Annotated in this window: 20 protein-coding genes, 1 tRNA gene and 2 pseudogenes; 16 read left to right on the top strand and 7 right to left on the bottom strand. The window is 65.5% G+C overall.

Annotation, left to right across the window (positions count from 1 at the left end; genetic code table 11):
* The 5 genes and pseudogenes from IC40_RS28060 to IC40_RS0119375 all read left to right on the top strand — a co-directional run.
* Window positions 1–189, top strand: a pseudogene (locus IC40_RS28060) (hypothetical protein); the annotation flags it as partial.
* A 210-nt stretch (window positions 190–399) separates the two neighbouring features.
* Window positions 400–473, top strand: a tRNA-Leu gene (locus IC40_RS0119390).
* A gap of 91 nt (window positions 474–564) precedes the next feature.
* Window positions 565–960 (top strand): nitroreductase family deazaflavin-dependent oxidoreductase, encoded by a 396-nt coding sequence (locus IC40_RS0119385; RefSeq protein WP_030136345.1) that lies wholly within the window; start codon window positions 565–567, stop codon window positions 958–960.
* Window positions 961–1,148: 188 nt separating this feature from the next.
* The gene (locus IC40_RS0119380) at window positions 1,149–1,445 is read left to right on the top strand and encodes a hypothetical protein (RefSeq protein WP_030136344.1); all 297 of its coding nucleotides are present in this window, start codon (window positions 1,149–1,151) and stop codon (window positions 1,443–1,445) included.
* Between the two features lie 61 nt (window positions 1,446–1,506).
* The gene (locus IC40_RS0119375; protein ID WP_030136343.1) at window positions 1,507–2,433 is read left to right on the top strand and encodes an NAD(P)/FAD-dependent oxidoreductase; all 927 of its coding nucleotides are present in this window, start codon (window positions 1,507–1,509) and stop codon (window positions 2,431–2,433) included.
* On the opposite strand, the gene IC40_RS27350 is transcribed toward IC40_RS0119375, so the two are convergent.
* From IC40_RS27350 to IC40_RS26940, 5 genes and pseudogenes are all read right to left on the bottom strand, one after another.
* Window positions 2,426–2,581, bottom strand: coding sequence for a DUF2256 domain-containing protein (locus IC40_RS27350; RefSeq protein WP_081843488.1), 156 nt, complete (start codon window positions 2,579–2,581; stop codon window positions 2,426–2,428). The genes IC40_RS0119375 and IC40_RS27350 overlap by 8 nt on opposite strands.
* Entirely contained in the window at window positions 2,581–3,468 is an 888-nt protein-coding gene (locus IC40_RS0119370) for an oxygenase MpaB family protein (protein WP_191293526.1), read from the bottom strand. Before IC40_RS0119370 ends, IC40_RS27350 begins: the two co-directional genes overlap by 1 nt.
* A 50-nt stretch (window positions 3,469–3,518) precedes the next feature.
* Window positions 3,519–4,883, bottom strand: a pseudogene (locus IC40_RS0119365) (amino acid permease); the annotation flags it as partial.
* A 92-nt stretch (window positions 4,884–4,975) separates the two neighbouring features.
* Complete coding sequence (locus IC40_RS0119360; protein WP_030136340.1) at window positions 4,976–5,215, bottom strand: hypothetical protein; 240 nt, start codon at window positions 5,213–5,215, stop codon at window positions 4,976–4,978.
* A 67-nt stretch (window positions 5,216–5,282) separates the two neighbouring features.
* Window positions 5,283–7,289: an Ig-like domain-containing protein gene (locus IC40_RS26940; RefSeq protein ID WP_051644388.1), complete on the bottom strand. Its 2,007-nt coding sequence runs from the start codon at window positions 7,287–7,289 to the stop codon at window positions 5,283–5,285.
* 225 nt (window positions 7,290–7,514) lie between these two features.
* Between IC40_RS26940 and IC40_RS0119350 the strand changes: the two genes are divergently transcribed.
* The 3 genes from IC40_RS0119350 (at window position 7,515) to IC40_RS0119340 (ending at window position 10,389) form a co-directional block, all read left to right on the top strand.
* Entirely contained in the window at window positions 7,515–8,081 is a 567-nt protein-coding gene (locus tag IC40_RS0119350; RefSeq protein WP_030136338.1) for a hypothetical protein, read from the top strand.
* Window positions 8,082–8,445: 364 nt separating this feature from the next.
* Window positions 8,446–9,792 carry an NAD-dependent succinate-semialdehyde dehydrogenase gene (locus IC40_RS0119345; RefSeq protein ID WP_019511419.1) on the top strand — a complete coding sequence of 449 codons (1,347 nt, stop codon included), beginning with the start codon at window positions 8,446–8,448 and terminating at the stop codon, window positions 9,790–9,792.
* 18 nt (window positions 9,793–9,810) lie between these two features.
* The gene (locus IC40_RS0119340) at window positions 9,811–10,389 is read left to right on the top strand and encodes a ClbS/DfsB family four-helix bundle protein (RefSeq protein WP_234411642.1); all 579 of its coding nucleotides are present in this window, start codon (window positions 9,811–9,813) and stop codon (window positions 10,387–10,389) included.
* Here IC40_RS0119340 and IC40_RS0119335 read toward each other — a convergent pair.
* The gene (locus IC40_RS0119335; protein ID WP_030136336.1) at window positions 10,386–10,745 is read right to left on the bottom strand and encodes a hypothetical protein; all 360 of its coding nucleotides are present in this window, start codon (window positions 10,743–10,745) and stop codon (window positions 10,386–10,388) included. The genes IC40_RS0119340 and IC40_RS0119335 overlap by 4 nt on opposite strands.
* 81 nt (window positions 10,746–10,826) lie before the next feature.
* On the opposite strand from IC40_RS0119335, the gene IC40_RS0119330 reads away from it, so the two are divergent.
* From IC40_RS0119330 to IC40_RS0119320, 3 genes are read left to right on the top strand one after another with little or no spacing between them, the layout of a single operon-like run.
* Window positions 10,827–11,147, top strand: a complete 321-nt coding sequence (locus IC40_RS0119330; protein ID WP_030136335.1) for an ArsR/SmtB family transcription factor — start codon at window positions 10,827–10,829, stop codon at window positions 11,145–11,147.
* A complete protein-coding gene (locus IC40_RS0119325; RefSeq protein WP_030136334.1) occupies window positions 11,120–11,779 on the top strand; it encodes a cation efflux transmembrane domain-containing protein in 660 nt (219 codons plus the stop codon). Before IC40_RS0119330 ends, IC40_RS0119325 begins: the two co-directional genes overlap by 28 nt.
* Window positions 11,780–11,798: 19 nt before the next feature.
* A complete protein-coding gene (locus IC40_RS0119320; protein ID WP_030136333.1) occupies window positions 11,799–12,158 on the top strand; it encodes a DUF1622 domain-containing protein in 360 nt (119 codons plus the stop codon).
* Here IC40_RS0119320 and IC40_RS0119315 read toward each other — a convergent pair.
* Entirely contained in the window at window positions 12,146–13,300 is a 1,155-nt protein-coding gene (locus IC40_RS0119315; protein WP_042509882.1) for an acyltransferase family protein, read from the bottom strand. The genes IC40_RS0119320 and IC40_RS0119315 overlap by 13 nt on opposite strands.
* 220 nt (window positions 13,301–13,520) lie before the next feature.
* Between IC40_RS0119315 and IC40_RS0119310 the strand changes: the two genes are divergently transcribed.
* The 5 genes from IC40_RS0119310 (at window position 13,521) to IC40_RS0119290 (ending at window position 19,223) form a co-directional block, all read left to right on the top strand.
* Window positions 13,521–15,029 carry a cellulase family glycosylhydrolase gene (locus IC40_RS0119310; protein WP_036461775.1) on the top strand — a complete coding sequence of 503 codons (1,509 nt, stop codon included), beginning with the start codon at window positions 13,521–13,523 and terminating at the stop codon, window positions 15,027–15,029.
* Window positions 15,030–15,290: 261 nt separating this feature from the next.
* Window positions 15,291–15,923, top strand: coding sequence for a hypothetical protein (locus tag IC40_RS0119305; RefSeq protein WP_138158171.1), 633 nt, complete (start codon window positions 15,291–15,293; stop codon window positions 15,921–15,923).
* A 427-nt stretch (window positions 15,924–16,350) separates the two neighbouring features.
* Window positions 16,351–16,794 (top strand): hypothetical protein, encoded by a 444-nt coding sequence (locus IC40_RS0119300; protein WP_030136329.1) that lies wholly within the window; start codon window positions 16,351–16,353, stop codon window positions 16,792–16,794.
* Window positions 16,795–16,974: 180 nt separating this feature from the next.
* Entirely contained in the window at window positions 16,975–18,453 is a 1,479-nt protein-coding gene (locus IC40_RS0119295; protein ID WP_030136328.1) for an amino acid ABC transporter substrate-binding protein/permease, read from the top strand.
* The gene (locus IC40_RS0119290; RefSeq protein WP_030136327.1) at window positions 18,450–19,223 is read left to right on the top strand and encodes an amino acid ABC transporter ATP-binding protein; all 774 of its coding nucleotides are present in this window, start codon (window positions 18,450–18,452) and stop codon (window positions 19,221–19,223) included. Before IC40_RS0119295 ends, IC40_RS0119290 begins: the two co-directional genes overlap by 4 nt.

Raw genomic sequence — 19,223 nt, 5'->3', positions numbered from 1 at the left:
GTCGGTCCGGCGGATCGGCTGGTGGTCACCGACTGTGATGGTCGCCGGTTGACCGGGGCGTCGCTGGCCCGCCCACCGACCGGGCCGCCGCCGGATGTGCCCCCGTGCCGCGGTCCGAAGGGGGAGCGCGCCCAATGGATGTGGTACACACCATTCGAACCCGAACCCCCACCGGGGACGGACAACTAGCCGCTGTCACCATCCTTGCGGATATTGGCAATGCCGCCAATGGCGTGTGCGGGTCGGTGACGGCACGGTCGGAGCAAGGACGGCGCCGATACGCAGGTCCGACTGGCCCGATTCCGCCAGGAGTAGAGTCACCGTCCTCGTGACGATGTCCGGCACAGGACACACCGGACCAAGCGAGCGGATGCTCTGCGGTAGGTTCGACGGGTTGACGCCCCCATAGCCCAATTGGCAGAGGCAGCGGACTTAAAATCCGCCAAGTGTCGGTTCGAGTCCGACTGGGGGCACCGGAGTCGTCGTGGGCAGGGCCACCAATACGCGAGCCTTCCGAGCTTCCGGCGTCAGCGAGGCACATCGCCGGATACCTAGACTGCGAGAATGCGTGTGCCTCGCCGAGTGGCAGATTTCAACAAGAGAGTCACCAACCCGGTTGCCCGCAGGATCACACCGTGGCTTCCGAACCTCGGGACGCTCGAGCACGTGGGCCGGAAGTCGGGCAAGCGATATCGCACGCCCCTGCTGGTGTTCGCGACGCACGACGGCTACGCCATCCTCATCGGCTACGGCCCACAAACCGACTGGGTGAAGAATGTGCTCGCCGGCGGACCGACGGTGCTGCACAAGCGCGGGCGCCCCATCGAACTCATCAACCCACGGGTGGTGAGCAAGGACGAGGCGGCGGAGCTGGTGCAGCCTCGTTCTCGGTTGTTCTACCGATTGTTTCCATACAACGAGGCAACCCTGCTGCTGACGACTGCTGGTTCGGCGGACTGACTTCGGTCGTGCACGGTGCTCGCCGCGGGAGCCAATTACGTTGCAACAGCGCGATTTCGATTCGTTACCGGACGCACAGCGCGCGCCTAACGTTGGCACAGGGGTGACCCACCGGGCGGCCATAACGTCGTGCTTCGTGTGGCGGTGAGGTGCCGCGGCAACACACACGGACGAACGGAGTCACCCCCATGAAGTTCACGCGTCGCGCGGCCGCGCCGATCCTAGCCGGCGGTATCGCGCTGGCCGGCCTTTTCGGTGTCGGCATGGGCACCGCCAGTGCCGACCCTGGTCGCCCCTGCGGCACGCCGAACGCACCTGCCTGCGCCCCGGCGCCGCAGAACAACAACTGGCAGCAGCGCGGTATCGATCAGGCCCGTGGCGACCATCAGCCGTTCCAGTACAACGGTCACCGCGTCGAGCCGATGCGTGCCGGCAACGGCGACGGCTGGGGTTTCTGGTTCCTGGGGCAGTGGATCCGGCTGTAATCCGAAGCAGCGCCCGCACGCAGAATCTGGCCGGATTCTGCGTGCGGCTACCCTCGCGAGCATGGCATCACCACGCGTCGCGGTCATCGGGGCGGGTCTTTCCGGCGCGGCATGCGCACAAGCCCTGCAGGAACGCCATATCGAGGTCGAGATCTTCGAACGCGGCCGCGCACCGGGCGGCCGGATGGCCTCACCCACCCTGCATGGTCGGCGCGTCGACATGGGTGCCGCGTACTTCACCGTCAACGACCCGTCGTTCACCGCGGTCGTCGATGGATGGATCTCGCGGGGGTTGGCGCGCCCCTGGACGGACACCTTCGACGTGTTCTCCCCAGCCGGCCACGACGTCACCACCGGACCCATGCGGTTCGCGGCACCGGGTGGCCTGCGATCACTGGTCCGTGATCAGCTTCCCGATGGTGTACGCGTGGAATCAGCAGTCGAATCCCTCGACGATCTGGCCCACGATGCCGTCGTCCTGGCGATGCCCGACCCGCAGGCCGCGCGGCTGGCACCCCAGGCATGCACATGGGTGACCTACGAACCGGTGATCGCCGTCGCGGCCGGCTGGGCCGAGCGGAGTTGGCCGTTCGCCGATGCCGCATTCGTCAACGACGATCCGGACCTTTCCTTCATCGCCGACGACGGTGCCCGGCGCGGTGACGGCGCCGCGGTCCTCGTCGTGCACACCACCGCAGACCGCGCGCAATCGCACCTGGACCGACCGGATGATGCAGTGGCTCCAGTGCTTTCGGCCCTTCGCCGAGTCGCAAGTGTCGACGCAGCACCGTCCTGGACGCACGCGCACCGCTGGACATTCGCGAAGCCGACCGGCACCCACGGTGATGCCGAATTCGGTTTGGACACCTCCGGGCGTCCGCTGGGAATCTGCGGCGACGCCTGGTGCCCGTCGGGTGCCCCGCGCGTGGAGTCGGCGTGGCTATCGGGCCGGCGATTGGGCGCCGCCCTAGCGGCCGCCCTCACTTAGCCGCCGCGGCACCTCGACAGCGTCGCGAACAGTAGATGATCTGATCCCACTGCCCCCGCGAGCGCCACTTCTTGCGATTGTGGAAGGGGCGACCGCATGTTGGGCAGATCTTGACCTCGCTGTTCTTGTCCAACGCCGTCCTTCCCATCACGCCGACGTCGCGTGCTCCTGCTGATCACGCGCCGCGGTGAGAACCCACCGGATGCCGCCGACCAGCACCCGTCCGGACACTCGCACCACGGTCGCCTCCAGCGGCGGGAAGTACGGCAGCCACAACGGCTTTCGTGCCCAGCTCGGCAACATCGCCACCGCGGTCGTGGCCAACACCCCGTACGGTGCGCGCGCCGGTAGCGGTAACGGCGGCGTCAGCAGCAGGAACCGGGCCGCGTCCCGGGCCGCCGCGGTCCCGCGCAACTCCGGTCGATAGGCCTCGATGCGCGCCCGCAGCTCACGCTCGGTGCGCGGCGGATTCGGGACCCCGAGCGCCTCGGCGACCCGGGCTGTATCGGCGACATATCCGTCCCGCCCGGGCTGATCCAGCGGCTCGGCACCGTAGAGCTGATGGGCCAGCAGGAAGCTGTCGATCTCGGCGATGTGGACCCATTCGAGCAGGTGCGGATCCGAGGCCTCATACGGCGTGCCATCCGGCGCCACCCCGCGCACGCGACGGTGGATACCCCGCACCTTGTCGACGGCGCGCTGCGCATCGGTGGCCGGCCCGAAGGTGGTCTCGGCGAGGAAGGTGCTCGTGCGCTGCAGCCGCCCCCACGGATCACCGCGGTAATCGGAGTGCTCGGCGACACCGGCCATCGCCAGCGGGTGAAGCGACTGCAAAAGCAGCGCACGCAGCCCTCCGACGAACATCGAGGCATCGGCGTGGACGCGGCGGATCGGGCGGTCCTCGTCGAACCAGCGTGGCCCGGGTGTGTCGTGGATCCTGGCCCGGTTCTGCGGCCCGTCTGGCCCGGCGACCAGTCCGAAAAGCGCGCGTCCCAGGCTGTCCCTCATCGCACCCATTTCTTGTTCCAGCACCATGACTACGACGGTACGTGCCGCTCGGGCGTGGCGGCCCCCGAACCAGTTTCCGTCGGGGCATCCGAGTTCTGTGGGCGTCGTTTAACGAACCATTTGTTGATGACGTACAGCATGATGACCACCGCCCAGGACAACAGGCTCAGCACCAGTTGTGAGCGCAACGCGGTGTCGATGAACATCTGCACCAGGATCGCGACGATACCCAACGCTGTGAGTACGGAAAGCAGTGGGAACAACCACATTTTGACGCGGAGTTCCGAATCCGGTGTGCGGTAGCGCAGCACGATCTGGGATATGGAGATGAGCAGGTAGACGAACAGGATGATCGCGCCGCTGGAGTTCAGCAGGAACGCGAAGATGGTGTCGGGGGAGACCGCGGCGGCGATGACGCACAGGAACCCGATCACCGAGGACGCCAGGATCGCGTTGGCCGGGACCCCGCGGTTGGTGATCTTGACCAGGGCCGGCGGGGCCTCGCGGCGCTGGGCGAGCACGAACAACATGCGAGAGGCTGTGTAGAGACCCGAATTCAGGCAGCTCAGCACCGCGGTAAGCACGATGGCGTTCATGACGTGATCGGCGTATGGAATGCCCATCTCGGTGAAGGCCGCGACGAACGGGGAGGCGGCGACGCTCTCGTCGTTCCAGGGCACGATCAGCACGAGCACCAGCACCGCGCCCACATAGAACACCAGGATGCGCAGGATCACCGAGTTGGCGGCCTTGGCCACCGCGCGTTCGGGATCGGCCGACTCCGCGGCCGCGATGGTTGCGATCTCGGCACCGACCATCGAGAAGATGACGGTCACGATGCCCACGGTGATCACGCCGAAGCCCAACGGCATGAACCCGCCGTGACTTGTCAGATTGGAGAAGTCCGCGGACTTGCCGGGCCACAGCCCGAAGATAAAAGCCGTTCCCAGGCCGATGAATCCGATGATCGCTGCCACCTTGATGCCGGCGAACCAGAACTCGAACTCGCCGTAGGAGGCCACCGAGAACAGGTTGGTCGCGGTCATCAGCACCATGAAGATCAGCGCGGACAACCACAACGGCACGTCCATCCAGTACTGGATGATCTTGGCACCCGCTATCGCCTCGAACCCCACGACGATGACCCAGAAGTACCAGTAGAGCCAGCCGACGGAGAATCCGGCCCAATTCCCGAGGGCTTTGCGCGAGTAGTCGGCGAAGGATCCGGTGGACGGATTGGCCACGGCCATCTCGGCGAGCATCCGCATCACCATGATGATCAGTACGCCGGCCATCCCGTAGGTCAGGAATGCACCCGGGCCGGTGTCACCGATGACGACGCCGGAACCGACGAACAATCCGGCCCCGATGACACCGCCGATTGCGATCATCGTCAGCTGCCGCTGGCTCAACGCCCTCTTGAGACCTGGTGCCTCGCTCATGGGTACCTCCGACGCTGTCGGGCCGAAATTGGACCGAGGGGGAGTACCCACCTGTGAGCGCGCTCACTCCAGGGTGTGTGCGTGGGGGTCGCTCAGGACTCGCAGCCGGTCCCGTTACCGTCGCGGTCGAGGTCGTAGATATCGTTTCCGATCACCGTCACGGGGCCCTGGACGTACGCTGGGCCGTTGCCGCTGCCGCCCGCGCAGTCGACATCGCTGGCGATCGGCACACAGGCGCCCGAGTAGTTCGGATCGCACGGCTCGGCCTGGGCGCCCGGCGCCACCACCAGACCGGCGGCGAATATCGGGACCATCAGAAACAGCTTAGTCATGACGCCAATGTTATTTGCGCACAATGAATTTCGGTCCAGCTTTCACCAAGTGGACCGACCTCGTGCGTTATTCGGCCTCGACGCGGCGGCGCCGGATGAACACGAACCCGACCAGCGCGAGCATCGACGACGCGTCCATCGGGGCAAGGGTGTAGCCGAGATCCTGCATGATCGCGCGTTCCACGGCGCTCAGCGCGCGTATCCCGTGGCCGGTGGGCACCTGGGGATTCATCAACTGCCGGTTGGGCCCGGTGAACACTGTGCTGTCCAGATGGGAGATGGAACTCCCGCCTGCCCAGGTCAAGGGCGCATACAGCGGAACCAACCCGCCGTAGGCCGCCTGCGCGGCATTACCGCCGAAGAAGACGCTGCCCGAACCGCCGGTCAGGCTGGCGGCCATCGACGGTGTCAACCGGAAGTCCGAGCCGATCAGCTTGGACCCGCCCGCTGTGCGCAGGAAGCTGTCATAGAGCGTCCAGCCGCGCTGCGTGCCCGTGCTGGAAGGTTGCGCATAGGACATGAATCCCAGCGAGTGCAGGAACTCGTGCATGGCGACCATGTCGAAGTCGTACTGCTGAGCCGAGACGTAGTCTCCAAATGCCCACGGGTAGGCGAAATTCCAGTTGATGTGCCCGTCGGCGGCGGCACCGTTGGCGTCGATTCCGGTGAGCAGCTTGTGCTGCACCACGGTGGGGAAGAATCCTGCGCCGGAGGAGATGAGCGCACTTTCGGCCGAGGCAAGGCTTGTGCCGACGGTGTTCTCACCGGTGATCTCGTAGGTGATGATCACGGGCCTGGTGACGATGAACTCACGCATCACGTTGTTGGCGGCCCGATAGAGCGCCGTGCGCGCATCACTGGTCCAGTACTGCGAACCGGTGGTGTAGTTGAAGATGAATGACACCGCGCGCTCGTTGACCAACAGCGATGCATGCGTGCTGGCGGCGCGGAACAGGTCGAACAGGTTGATGTGCTCGCCTAGGTCGGTGGCGGACACCACGAAGTTGTCCACGCCGGTGAACCCGGCATTGGGGGTATAGACGAACGACCCGTCCGGCGCGATGACCACGGTGCCCGAGGTGGGACCGGTCACGATGGCGTACCGGATCTCGTCGCCTTCGAGGTCGACCGCGCCAAGGGTTCCGGAGATCGGCACCCCGCCCTCGGCGCTGATCTGGGTGGGGTTGAGCCACGGCGCCTGGTTGAACAGGGCGCGGCGGGTGCCGTTCAGCGACGCATAGAGCCATTCCTTGAACTCGTAGGGCAGCGGCAGCAGGGAGATCATCGTCCGCCCGGTACCGATGAGCGCTTCGATCTGGCCCGCGACGAACTCGCGCCCGTAGTTGGGTGGATCGAGTGAGATGACCGACGATGCCGACGGCGTCAACGTTTCGGTGTCGGGCAGCGGTGCCTCCGCCGCAGTGTTCTGGCCGCCGGCCGTAGTGGCGGCCGCAGAGTAGGTGTGCGCGGCCGGTTGGGTGTGGTCCCCGGAGGTCTGCTCCTGGACGGGCTCCACGCTGTCGGTCGACGTCGCCGAGGAGTGTGCCGCTTCGGTGATCTCCGGGGTGAGCGCGGCGGTGGGCGGTGCTTCCGTCGAGGACGTTTCGGTCAGGGGCGTCTCCGGCGGGGACGATTCTGGCGAGGATGCTGTGTCCTCACCAGTCGCCTCATGCAGGTTCTCGGACTCGACGTCCTCGACCGGGGCGGTTTCGGGTTTCTTGAGCTCGGTCTCCCGGTCGTGTTCGCGGTCGGTCTCGCGGGTTTCCTCGACCGTCGCGGACTTGGTCGGCCGGTCGTTCTGGCTGTCGGTGTCCGTTCCGCCCAGACCGGAGGTGCGCTTCTGGTCGTCGGTGCCGCCGGAATCGGCTCTGTCGGGTCGGTCGGCGTTGCCAGAACTGGACGCGACGCCATCTTCGGCCGCGGCCGTCGCGATCTCGGGGCCGACCGCCGTGAGGCCCAGCAGCGTCGCGGTCAAGCTCAGCGATGCCGCACCCGCGGCAAGCCGGCGCCGCGCCGCCGTGCGCTCGGTCCGGCGGCGGTGCTTGGCGGCGCGGGTCGGGTGCTTTGCCGTCACGATTTTCCCCCTCGTCAATTTTGGCAGACTTTATCCTGTGACGGGCGTTCGGTCACTCGATTCGCGCAGCGGGTTGTAGCCGATCACCGCCGGTCGCGCGGGAAAACCGGATATCCGGGTGGGGGATAGCGCCACCTGCACCGGTCACGGCAGCGGGATTGTCCGTTCCTGCAGGTGCGGACAGGGTTGATATGTCCCCGAAACCCCGGCACGAAGGAGCGCGTCATGACCCCCACCGTCCGTCCAGATCTGGTCCTGTCCCACGCCGTCGTCACCGCCGATGTGGATGCCCCCTTCGATGACATCGATATCGCGCAGTGGCTGAAGACCCTGCCCACCCACGAGTACCAGCGCTGCGCGCCCGGCGATCACAAGGCGGCGGGTTACACCGTTGATGACGACGGCACCCCCATGTCGATCAACGTCGAGATGATCGGCACCGGGCTGGTGGTGCAGCAGTATCGGTACGAGGTCACCCAGGCGCTCTACTGCAAGATGGTCTCGCTCTCCGACATCCTCACCCCGGCCGGCTGGACTACCACCCAGGTCATCTGGGAACTGCGGATGGAGCGTCTCGACAACGGCCGGTGCCGGTACACGAACACCGTGACGTCCCATCCGACCGAGGATTTCCTGTCGTTCATCGCCGCGCAGGGCCAGAGCTTCGCCGACGCCGCGGCCGCGCGCCAAGAGGCTTCGGGTGCACATTGCCGGGTGGAGACGCCGCGTTATGCCGACAGCATTGCGCGCTGGGCGACGAGCCGGCGCCGCGGATCGGTCGGCGTTCGGTAATCCGTCGTGCGCGGGCGCTGCGGGTCGCACTTCGGCGCGAAGGCCGTTGCGGGCGGTTCGCTATTGGGATGCGCGACAGGATGTTTGAGATTCGATGGGTAGACCTGTGCTGCTTCGGATTTCGTCGACGCGAGTGACCGATGTGACCGCGGTTGGGTGTTCCCGTGGATCCGCCGGACGCCTGCTCGTCTGACTTGTACGATCGAGGTGATTGCTCTTTTCTGCCGATCCGGAGGGCCGATGCCGCGCCACTGTGTGCACCACCCGTGGCGCCCGCAGGCGCTGTGTTGCGGGGCGCGGCGTGCGCCCATCTGATCCGGTCAAACATGCTGTGATCGAACAACATCGAAGAAAGGTTTGACACATGAGTCTGTACGCAGTGGTTGATCCGGCGACCGGTGAGGTGGTGCGGGAGTATCCAACCGCGACAGATGCGCAGATCGAGGAAGCGCTGGCCGCCGCGGCCAAGACGTTCGGCGAGTGGTCGAAGAACACCACGGTGGCCCAGCGTGCCGACCTGATCCGCAAGGTGGCCGAACTGCACAACGAACGCAAGGACGAGCTGGCCAAGATCATCCAGCGTGAGATGGGCAAGCCGCTGGACCAGTCGGTCGGCGAGGTCGAGTTCAGTGCGTCGATCTATGAGTTCTACGCCGACAACGCCGAGCGCTTCCTGGCCGACGAACCCATCGATCTGCTCGAGGGGGAGGGCAGCGCGTTGATCCGGCGCAGCCCGGTCGGTGTGCTGCTCGGCATCATGCCGTGGAACTACCCCTACTATCAGGTCGCGCGCTTCGCGGGCCCGAACCTGGTGCTGGGCAACACTATTGTGCTCAAGCATGCCCCGCAGTGTCCCGAGTCGGCCGCCGCGCTGCAGCAGATCTTCCTCGATGCCGGCTATCCCGAGGGCGCCTACGTCAACGTCTACGCCACCAACGAACAGATCGCCGACGCGATTGCCGATCCCCGGGTACAGGGGGTGTCGCTGACAGGGTCAGAACGTGCCGGTGCCGCCGTCGCCGAGATCGCCGGGCGCAACCTCAAGAAGGTCGTCCTCGAACTCGGTGGTTCGGATCCGTTCATCCTGCTGTCGTCCGATGACCTGGATTCCGCCGTCGAGGCCGCCGTCGACGGCCGCTTCGAGAACACCGGGCAGGCCTGTAACGCCGCCAAGCGCATCATCGTCGCCGAGGACATCTACGACGAATTCGTCGACAAGTTCACCCAGAAGGTGCTTGCCAAGGCCGACGGACTTGCGCCGCTGTCCTCGGTGGCGGCCGCCGAGCGGCTCGAAGAGCAGGTGCAGCGGGTGGTGGCCGACGGCGCCACCCTGACCTCGGAAGGGCAGCGCAACGGCGCGTACTTCCCGCCGGGCGTGCTCACCGGCGTATCGCCGGACAAGCCGTCGGCCCGCGAGGAGCTGTTCGGTCCGGTGGCCACGGTCTACAAGGTCGCCGACGAGGACGCCGCTGTCGAACTGGCCAACGACACCCCCTTCGGGCTCGGGTCCTACGTCTTCACCACCGATGCCGAGCAGGCCAAGCGGGTGGCGGACAAGATCGACGCGGGCATGGTGTTCGTCAACGCCGTCGGGGCCGAGGGGGCGGAGCTTCCGTTCGGCGGCGTCAAGCGCTCGGGATTCGGCCGCGAGCTCGGCCGCTTCGGTATCGACGAGTTCGTGAACAAGAAGCTCATTCGCATCGCAGGCTGAGTGCGGCCCGGGTCGGCCGTGTCGTTCGCGGCGCGGCTGACCCGGGTGCCGGTCAGCGGCCTCGGCGGGTCGCGGATGATGATCGGCATGGGTGTCCCTGCGTCGAAAACAGAGCTGCTGTCCGCGATGGCGAAGACCTTCGACGCGCTGACGACGACCCTGGACAGCGTGCCACCGGACGCGGTCCGTAGTCAGGTGATCGAGGGCCACGTCAAGGGCACGATGATCAGCCCGGCGGACCTGGTGGCCTATCTGATCGGCTGGAATCGGCAGGTGCTCACCTGGCTTCGGCGACGATCGGACGGACTGCCCGACGAGTTCCCCGCGGCCGGGGTGAAGTGGAACGAACTCGGGATACTGGCCCAACGGTTCTACGCCGAATACCGAGACGAGTCGTGGACCTCGTTGCGCGCTCAGCTCGTGGACGCCAAGAACGATATCGTGGCAGTGGTCGAGTCCAGCACCGATGATGATCTCTACGGTGCTCCCTGGTACGGAAAGTGGCCGCTGGGCCGGATGATCTCCCTGAACACGTCATCGCCATATACCAACGCCCGCAAGCGGTTACGGGCCTGGCTCAAGACCCTCTCCGGCTAACCCAATACCCGCAGCGGCAGGCTGACGAAGCCCCCGCGCCCCGACACCGTCATCAGATAGCGCCCGTCGGTGGGCACGGGCAGGGTCAGCGGGTAGAACACGAAGCCGATCTCACCGCCAAGGCTCGACGCCGGGACGTCGAGGTGCATCTCCGATGTGTTCGCCGTCGGATCGCTGAATCGCACCTCGACCGTCGGTGCCTCATCGGTTGGCTCGGGCTGGATCAGCACGACCAGTACCAGCGTCACCGTGCGCTCCGGTGTGGCGTGGCAGCTGTCGACGACCCCACCGACGATATCGAGCTTGTTGTCGACCACCGCCGCCGACTCGGCCAGGAGTGCCCCCGTGACGATCATGGCTCACCGTATACCCCGCGGGCGACGCCTGTGGAACCGGAGAGCTTTAGATAGTACAGAAATCGATGTACTGTCAGGCGCGTGCAGACGCTGACCCATATCGATGCGCTGGCCCGCTTCGGGCATGCTCTCGCCGACGGCACCCGCAGCAAAATTCTGCTCAGTCTGCTCCGCGGACCGGGGTATCCGTCCGAGCTCGCCGACCGACTCGGTGTCTCGCGACAGATACTGTCCAACCATCTGAGCTGCTTGCGGGGTTGTGGTTTGGTGGTGGCGGTATCCGAGGGGCGACGTACCCGATACGAACTCGCCGACGTTCGCATCGGCCGGGCGCTCGAGCACCTGATGGGCCTGGTCCTCGCGGTGGACCCGGGATGTTGCAGCGACTGCGCGTGCTGCTGATGGCGGTCCCGGTCAGCGCCACACGACGCGCGATCCTGAGCCGTCGAATCCGGCTGTTCGTCCTGATCACCATCACCTACAACGTGATCGAGGCGATCGTCGCGCTCACCGAGGGCATGCGGGTGTCGTCGGCAGCGCTGTTCGGTTTCGGTCTGGACTCCACCATCGAGGTTGCCTCCGCGGCCGCGGTGGCCTGGCAATTCGCCGGCTCCGATCCGCAGTCACGGGAGAAGGTGGCGCTGCGGGTGATTGCGGTGGCCTTCTACGGGCTGGCCGCCACCGTCGCCGTGGACGCCGCACGCAGCCTTGCCGGCGGTACCGAGCCCAGGCACTCTCCCATCGGCATCGCGCTCGCCGCACTGAGCCTGGCGGTCATGCCGGTGCTGTCGTCGGCGCAGCGGCGAGCCGGTCGCGAACTCGGATCACGTTCTGCGGTAGCAGATTCCAAGCAGACGATGCTGTGTACCTATCTTTCTGCGGTGCTGCTGGCGGGGTTGGTCCTCAACGGAGTATTCGGACTGAGCTGGGCAGATCCGATCGCGGCGCTGGTGATCGCCGCCGTCGCGGTCAAAGAGGGCAGGCAGGCATGGCGAGGGCAAACCTGCTGCGCGGCGGCACAACACTGCGGCTGACCCGTAATACGGTGACGCCATGAGCTTCTACGAGGTCATCGAGATCGTCGGCAAGACGATCGACGGTATCGGCGTGGCGGTCATCGCGATCGGGGCGCTGATCGCCACCGCTGCCACCATTCGGCGGATGGCGGGAAAGACCGGAGACGCATACCGCTTTTTCCGCCAGCGCCTCGGCCGCTCGATCCTGTTGGGGTTGGAGCTCCTGGTCGCCGCAGACATCATCAGGACCGTGGCGGTCACCCCGACCTGGGAGAGCGTGGCGGTGCTCGCCGGGATCGTCCTGATCCGTACCTTCCTGAGCTGGTCGCTGGAACTGGAGATCAGTGGCCGCTGGCCGTGGCAGCAACGCGGCGAAACGCCAACTCAGACAGGCTGAACAGACTGTGCGGGTGCCGGGCCGGGGGCGGTATCGGGACGGACGCGGGTCCAGCGGTGCAGCAGCCAGGCAACCGGTACCGATAGCGCCAGCGTGGTGAGGAAAAGGCCCACCATCGAACCGGTGAACACCGGCCACCGCAGCACCGAGGACATCGCGATCTCCATCAGGATCACGTGGACGAGGAAGATCTCGTAGGAGATCTCACCCAGCCACACCACCGGGCGGCTGCCGAGCAGCCTGGCGAACACCCCGTCCGGGTCGAGAACCAGCGGCGCCAGCAGGCCCACTGCGACGACGGCATACAACGTCGACCGCACGATCGCCTCGCTCGGCTGCACCGGCGCGGTGGTCACCGATCCGGCGATCGGCAGTGCCACGATCAGCAGCGCCACCGGAGCCAGTGGTAGCAGGAACACTCCGCGGCAGCGCACCCCCGCGACGTGCAGCACCGCCAACGCCATGCCCCCGACGAAGTGGATCAGGTGGGCAGGCAACCAGATATTGGCCGTTGGCGGCAACAGGTCGGTCGCGTGCTGCACCCACAGCCACACCGGCGTCACCGCACCCAACAGGGCCAGCCCCACCAGCAGCAGGCCCGGCCGCCAGGCCCGCCGGCACAGCAAGGTCAGCAGCAGACCGGCCAACAGTGGCAGAACCGCATAAAACGCCACCTCCACCGCCAGGCTCCACATCTGGGTGAGGCCCTGGTGCAGCACCGCCATGGGCGGATAGATCTGGGTCAGCGTCAGATGGTGTAGCAGCCCGGCCCAGGTGTGCCCCGGGTTGGGGCCGGCGTCCCGAAATGTGTAGAGCGCGTACGCAATCAGCACCGTCACCAGGTATGCCGGTGCGATGCGTCGCACCCGGTGGCGGGCGTAGCGGGTCACCGACGGGGCCGGGCCGCCGGTGCGAGTCGCCAGCAGCCACGGCCGGAACAGCAGATATCCCGACAGCGCGAAGAAGACCGGAACACCGACCTCGAGGCGGGCATACAGCGCGCCCAGGTACCCGTGAGTCAGCTGGCCGGTTCCGAACGCGGCATGTGTGGCGACGATGAGCAGGGCGGCCGGCGCTCGCAGACCGGTCAGGGCGGCCACCCGTTGCGGCGCCCGCGGCCCCGCATCGGCTGTCACACGCATGATGCCCTCAGGGTACGGACGGCCGCGGCGGCGGTGCCGCGGGGATGGGCTGGCGGCGGTGCCGCGGGGATGGGCCGGCGGCGGTGCCGCCGGGATCTCGACACGCCGAATTGGGTGCGGTCGGTATGGCCCATTTTCCGTTACAAAGAACACAAATTCGGGAAAGGTCGAAATGAGTGGTTTTACGGTGCGCCGTAAAAGGATATTTCCGCGCCGTAAAATGTGGCGAACGGGTGCGGGTGCCATTGTTTCGGCGCTCTGCGTCACCGCGCTGGTGTCGGTGCCGACCTCACAGCGGCCCCGGCAGGTCATCGCCGAGGACGTGCATCCACTGAGCTTTTCGGCAACCACCGTGGGATTCGCTGACTCCCAGATCTACTTCTACGACGAGCCGCTGGTGGCCCAGACCGTCCAGCGGTGGGTCGCCGACGGTATCCGCCTGGTCCGCATCGGCATCCCGTGGGCCGGAGTGGAGGCGATCAAGGGCCGGATGGACTGGTCGCGCGCCGACCGAGTGGTGCAGGCGGCGTCGGCCGCGGGGATCACGATCATCGCCTGCATCACGTCGACCCCATGGTGGGCGATGTCCGTCGGATCGCTGCCGCCGCACGCACGGCCATCCTCGCCGGAGGCCTATGGTTCGTTCACCGGCCGCGTCGCTGAGCGCTATCGCGGCAAAATAGCCGCATATGAGGTGTGGAACGAGCCCAACGGTTTCACCGGGTACACGCCATTTCCCGATCCGGCAGGGTATACCGCACTGTTGAAAGCCGCATACCCGAGAATCAAGGCCGCCGATCCGGCGGCCGTAATTGTCGGTGGTGTCCTCGGTTCCGGAAAGTCGTGGGGTCCGTTGACCATTGACCCGGTGACCTTTCTGGACAGGATGTATGCCAACGGCGCGAAGCCATTTTTCGATGCCTTGTCATATCACCCGTACAGCTACACCATGAAGTTCTCCGAGGGGATGCTGCAGCCGGACTCACCGGTGGAGCAACTGGTTCGGATGCGGCGGGTGATGCTGGCCAACGGTGACGGTGCCCGCAAGATCTGGGTGACGGAGTACGGACTACCGAGCAACCGGGCCAGCGACGCCCATCAGGCAGACTTCATCGCCGATGTGATGAGTGCGTGGCAGGAGCTGCCCTACGCCGGTCCACTGTTGCTCTACACCACCCGGGATCTCAACAGCGGCAGTGGGAATGACGACGAGCGGTTCGGTATCTACCGGTCCGACTGGACTCCCAAATCCGCGCAGCGCCTGCTGCGGTCGCGGCCAGGTCCGCGTGCGGTCTACACCAGGTTCGCCGCGCACGCCGATCCGACCCTCGGCGAGGTGCTCAGTCCGGTCTACTCCGATGCGCAGCGGATCTGGACCCAGCAGTGGACGCTAGGCACGTTGTGGGAGACGGCGCCCGGGAAGTTCATCTCGTCTCCGACGGCGGTCAGCGATCTCGCGCGCTCGCGCAACGCGGGGATGCCCCTCACCACGTTCAAGGACGGGTACCAGGATTTCGGGGGTTGGCAGCCCATGCGCGTCTGGTACTCACCGGCGACCGGGGCGCAGTGGGCCAGCGGCGAATTCGCCCGCAACTGGGTTCCTGCCCTGGGTCTGGCCACGGTCTCCGAGCGATGGACCTACGGAGGCACCCGGGTGGACTTCCAGAACGGCTACATGATGTGGGTGCCGTGGGTCGGCGTGAAGATCACCATGGCCCGGGGCCGCTAGCAATCCATCTCTGCAGCTTCGCCATGACGGGGTTCGACGGCACCAGCCGGAGGCCTTCGCGATTGCCTGCTCTCGGCGCCGGCCGACCCGGTCGGCTGGCGGTTGACCGCGCACCCTTCACGAAGTCTTTGCTGAATGCGGCCCCTCGATCTTGAAAATGTGCTGTTAGCAAATTGTGATCCGGCTGAGTTTTGCGGCGAGCGTTCGACCGATCGGCAACGTTCATACAGTCCGGACGTGTCACGGTTTTGAGCCGCTGACATGGGCTTTTACCGTCGACGCCCAATCAAAGGGCGTCTCAGTTGGTGGCCAACCAGCAAAGAAATTTTCGGCTGCGCAAGCTGGGATTCCGGAAAAATCGATCAGGGGTCTGGTCTAGTCCGCAACGTTCGTGTTAACTTTTCTGTGTTGGTTGGGGAATTTGCTGAAAGGGAGATCAACATGTACCGACGTCAGGGGAAGTCCATCCGCATGGTTGCCGCGACCGTCGTGGCCGGGGGTGGGATCGCACTCGCGATGGGCGCGGCCACCGTGACCGCCGCGACCGCCGCAGCGGATACCGGGCAAACCTCGTCGCAGCAGGGTGCGAGCACCTCGCCGTCGCAGCGCCTGGGGCAGTTCGGAACGAACCTCACCCAGAACATCGGCAAGTTCGGAAGCAACCTGCAGATCAACGGCGGCACCGTCGGCAGCAACGTGCTGGTCAACGGCGGCACCGTCGGAAGCGATGCGCAGCAAGGGCTCGGTCAGGTGGGCACCGACGCCCAGCAAGGGCTCGGCCGGGTCGGCACCGACGGACTGATCAACGGCGGCACCGTCGGTACCAATGCCCAGCAGCAGCTCGGCCAGTTCGGCACCGACCTCTTCAACGGTCTGGGGTCATTCGGTCGCTGATCCTGCGACGCGACAGCGGGCAGTGGGGATATCCCCGCTGCCCGCTTTGCTGTCTGTGGCCCGCGGTGGACTGAGGTTTGCTGAATCAGGGTGGCAGGGTGGTGGGTCCGGATCGCCGGCGGCGCTTGGCCCGTGCTGCTCGTGGTACTGCGGCCGGTGGCGAGGGGGGAACGCCCTGATAACACCGCAATTTTCGCTAGCGAAAATTCTTGCTGATGTTCATGATCACCGTATGCACTGGTGGAGACGAGAAGTTCCTGGCTCTCCGGCTGAGTTTAGCTAGCACGCTCACTCGGCATAGCAAAGAAATTTGTGGTTTGGATCCTCGCGACCATGGGCACTTCTCTGAGCGTCAATATGATCTACGCCACACTCATCGGGTCGGTCTCGGGCGGTGCGTGGGGGGTTTGCTGGAGGGAGGCATGTCATGGATCGCAACATCAGGGGGATCGACAAGATGCTCAAAACGTTGATGCTCACCGGCGCGGCCGGTGCGATAAGCGTCGGTATGGCCGTTGCGGGCGCGGGAACGGCTGCGGCCGACGACGGTTCGTCGTCGGAGAACGCCCGCGTATCCACCCGCTCGGCGGCAGCGGCGGCGCTGACCCCCGAGGAAGCCGGCCAGTTCGGTGACAACCTGGTCCGCAATATCGGCAGGTTCGGCAGCGATCTGCAGATCAATGCAGGCCGGGCCGGCAGCGACCTGCAACGCAATCTCGGTCAGGTCGGCACGGATCTGTTGGTGAACGGTGGGCGATTCACCAATGATCTGACCCAGAACATCAACCGGTCGGGCGCCGACCTGATCCGCAATGCCGGCGAGGCCGGCGGCAACCTGGTGCGCAACATCGGTGGTCTGTTCGGCGGCTGAGTTCGGCGGCCGCTGTGCGATACCGGCCGGGGTGGCAGCCCAGACTGCCGCCCCGGCCGGTTCATGTTCGGCGGCAATCGGGGTGGGGTCGACGCGCGACTTGTCCCGGGATCGCGCGCAGATGCGGGCGACGGACGATAGCGTGAACCCGTCACAGCACACCGGACGGGAGATCAACACATGCGAGCCGATAGTTCGTCGGGTTGTAGGCCTTACCCACCGACCCGGCGAAGGAATCGGCTCACCGCGCTGATCGCGGGTCTGCTCGTCGCCCTGTTCGGGGCCACCCTGCTCATGCCGGCAACCGCAGCAGCCGAAGGCGAGACGTACACCATCGCCACCGATACCACGTTCGCGCCGTTCGAGTTCCAGAATGCCAGCGGTGAGTTCGTCGGTATCGACATGGATCTGATCCGGGCCATCGGTGAGGACCAGGGCTTCAACGTCGACATCAAACCGCTGGGTTTCGATGCCGCACTCCAAGCGGTGCAGGCCAACCAGGTCGACGGTGTGATCGCCGGCATGTCGATCACCGATGAACGCAAGAAGGTTTTCGACTTCTCGGATCCCTATTTCGAATCCGGCGTCCAGATGGCCGTTCTCAAGGACAACGAGGACATCAAGTCCTACGACGACCTGCGCGGTAAGCGGGTATCGGTGAAGAACGGCACCCAGGGCTCGGATTTCGCCAACTCGATCAAGGATCAGTACGGCTTCCAGGTCGTCTCCTTCGCCGACTCGTCGACGATGTTCGACGAGGTCAAGACCGGGAACTCGGTGGCGGTCTTCGAGGATTACCCCGTGCTGCTGTACGGCATCGCCCAAGGCAACGGGTTCAAGACCGTGACGCCCAAGGAGGACCCCACCGGTTACGGATTCGCGGTCAACAAGGGCCAGAACGCCGAACTGCTGCAGAAGTTCAACGCCGGACTGGAGAATCTGAAGGCCCAAGGCCGCTATGACGAGATCCTGCAGACCTACCTCGGCGAGCAGGCATCCACCGCCGACGATTCGATCTTCGGTCTGATCAAGAGCACCGCACCGATGCTGTTGGCGGGCTTGAAGATGACAGTCTTCCTGACCGTCGTATCGATCTTCTTCGCCCTCATCCTCGGCGTGATCTTCGGGTTGGCCAGGGTGTCGCGGTCGATCTGGTTGCGCGCGATCGGCACCACCTTCGTCGACATCTTCCGCGGGACACCGCTGTTGGTGCAGGCCTTCTTCATCTACTTCGGTATCCCGGCGACGATGGGCTTCCAGATGTCGGCGGTGACAGCGGGCATCATCACGCTCTCGCTCAACGCGGGCGCGTACATGACCGAGATCGTCCGCGGTGGCATCCTCTCGGTCGACAAGGGCCAGATGGAAGCCGCCCGCAGCCTGGGCATCGGCTACCTGCCGACGATGCGCAAAGTCATCCTGCCCCAAGCGATCAGGACCATGATCCCGTCGTACATCAACCAGTTCGTGATCACCCTCAAGGACACCTCGATCCTGTCGGTGCTCGGCATCGCCGAGTTGACCCAGAGCGGGCGCATCATCATCGCGGGCAACTACAAGGCGTTCGAGATGTGGCTGATCGTCGGCATCATCTACTTCATCGTCATCATGGCGCTGACCAAACTGTCCGACCGGCTGGAGAGGCGGCTCGTCAAATGAGTGAACTGGTAACCGAAGCCGCGGCCGGCGAGCCGGCAGGCACGGTCAAGATCCGCATCGAGGGTCTCAAGAAGTCTTTCGGTGACCTCGTGGTGCTCGACGGCATCGACACCACAGTCAGCCATGGTGAAGTCGTCTGCGTCATCGGTCCGTCGGGATCGGGCAAGTCCACCTTTCTGCGGTGTCTGAACAAGCTGGAGGACATCACCGGTGGCAAGGTCGTCGTCGACGGCTTCGACCTGACCGATCCGAAGGTCGATCTGGACAAGGTGCGCCAACACATCGGCATGGTGTTCCAGCACTTCAATCTGTTCCCGCACATGACGGTGCTGCAGAACGTCACGTTGGCGCCGCTGCTGACGAAGAAGTCGGACAAGGCGGCCGCCGAGAAGAAAGCGCTGGAACTGCTGGGGCAGGTGGGCCTGGCCGAGAAGGCGGGCGTCAAGCCGTCCACCTTGTCGGGTGGTCAGAAGCAACGCGTGGCCATTGCTCGGGCGCTGGCGATGAATCCGTCGATCATGTTGTTCGACGAGGCCACCAGCGCGCTCGATCCGGAAATGGTCGGTGACGTCCTTGAGGTCTTGCGCACCCTGGCCCGCGGTGGCATGACGATGGTCGTCGTCACCCATGAGATGGGCTTCGCCCGTGAGGTGGCATCCCGGGTCATCTTCATGGCCGACGGTCACATCGTCGAGGAGGGCCCGCCCGCGGAGATCTTCGACAATCCGAAACACCCTCGTCTGCAGGAGTTTCTGTCGAAGGTGTTGTGA

The sequence above is a fragment of the Mycolicibacterium neoaurum ATCC 25795 genome, from assembly GCF_000691525.1.
Taxonomy (GTDB): domain Bacteria; phylum Actinomycetota; class Actinomycetes; order Mycobacteriales; family Mycobacteriaceae; genus Mycobacterium; species Mycobacterium neoaurum.
This window is presented reverse-complemented; position numbering and strand designations above follow the sequence as displayed.

What these genes read in the sequence shown, in the direction of transcription:
- IC40_RS0119385 (WP_030136345.1), top strand. Translation starts at nt 565, where the DNA reads ATGCGTGTGCCTCGCCGAGTGGCAGATTTCAACAAGAGAGTCACCAAC.
- IC40_RS0119380 (WP_030136344.1), top strand. Translation starts at nt 1,149, where the DNA reads ATGAAGTTCACGCGTCGCGCGGCCGCGCCGATCCTAGCCGGCGGTATC.
- IC40_RS0119375 (WP_030136343.1), top strand. Translation starts at nt 1,507, where the DNA reads ATGGCATCACCACGCGTCGCGGTCATCGGGGCGGGTCTTTCCGGCGCG.
- IC40_RS27350 (WP_081843488.1), bottom strand. Translation starts at nt 2,581, where the DNA reads ATGGGAAGGACGGCGTTGGACAAGAACAGCGAGGTCAAGATCTGCCCA.
- IC40_RS0119370 (WP_191293526.1), bottom strand. Translation starts at nt 3,468, where the DNA reads ATGGTGCTGGAACAAGAAATGGGTGCGATGAGGGACAGCCTGGGACGC.
- IC40_RS0119360 (WP_030136340.1), bottom strand. Translation starts at nt 5,215, where the DNA reads ATGACTAAGCTGTTTCTGATGGTCCCGATATTCGCCGCCGGTCTGGTG.
- IC40_RS0119350 (WP_030136338.1), top strand. Translation starts at nt 7,515, where the DNA reads ATGACCCCCACCGTCCGTCCAGATCTGGTCCTGTCCCACGCCGTCGTC.
- IC40_RS0119345 (WP_019511419.1), top strand. Translation starts at nt 8,446, where the DNA reads ATGAGTCTGTACGCAGTGGTTGATCCGGCGACCGGTGAGGTGGTGCGG.
- IC40_RS0119335 (WP_030136336.1), bottom strand. Translation starts at nt 10,745, where the DNA reads ATGATCGTCACGGGGGCACTCCTGGCCGAGTCGGCGGCGGTGGTCGAC.
- IC40_RS0119325 (WP_030136334.1), top strand. Translation starts at nt 11,120, where the DNA reads ATGTTGCAGCGACTGCGCGTGCTGCTGATGGCGGTCCCGGTCAGCGCC.
- IC40_RS0119320 (WP_030136333.1), top strand. Translation starts at nt 11,799, where the DNA reads ATGAGCTTCTACGAGGTCATCGAGATCGTCGGCAAGACGATCGACGGT.
- IC40_RS0119315 (WP_042509882.1), bottom strand. Translation starts at nt 13,300, where the DNA reads ATGCGTGTGACAGCCGATGCGGGGCCGCGGGCGCCGCAACGGGTGGCC.
- IC40_RS0119310 (WP_036461775.1), top strand. Translation starts at nt 13,521, where the DNA reads ATGTGGCGAACGGGTGCGGGTGCCATTGTTTCGGCGCTCTGCGTCACC.
- IC40_RS0119305 (WP_138158171.1), top strand. Translation starts at nt 15,291, where the DNA reads ATGGGCTTTTACCGTCGACGCCCAATCAAAGGGCGTCTCAGTTGGTGG.
- IC40_RS0119300 (WP_030136329.1), top strand. Translation starts at nt 16,351, where the DNA reads ATGGATCGCAACATCAGGGGGATCGACAAGATGCTCAAAACGTTGATG.
- IC40_RS0119295 (WP_030136328.1), top strand. Translation starts at nt 16,975, where the DNA reads ATGCGAGCCGATAGTTCGTCGGGTTGTAGGCCTTACCCACCGACCCGG.
- IC40_RS0119290 (WP_030136327.1), top strand. Translation starts at nt 18,450, where the DNA reads ATGAGTGAACTGGTAACCGAAGCCGCGGCCGGCGAGCCGGCAGGCACG.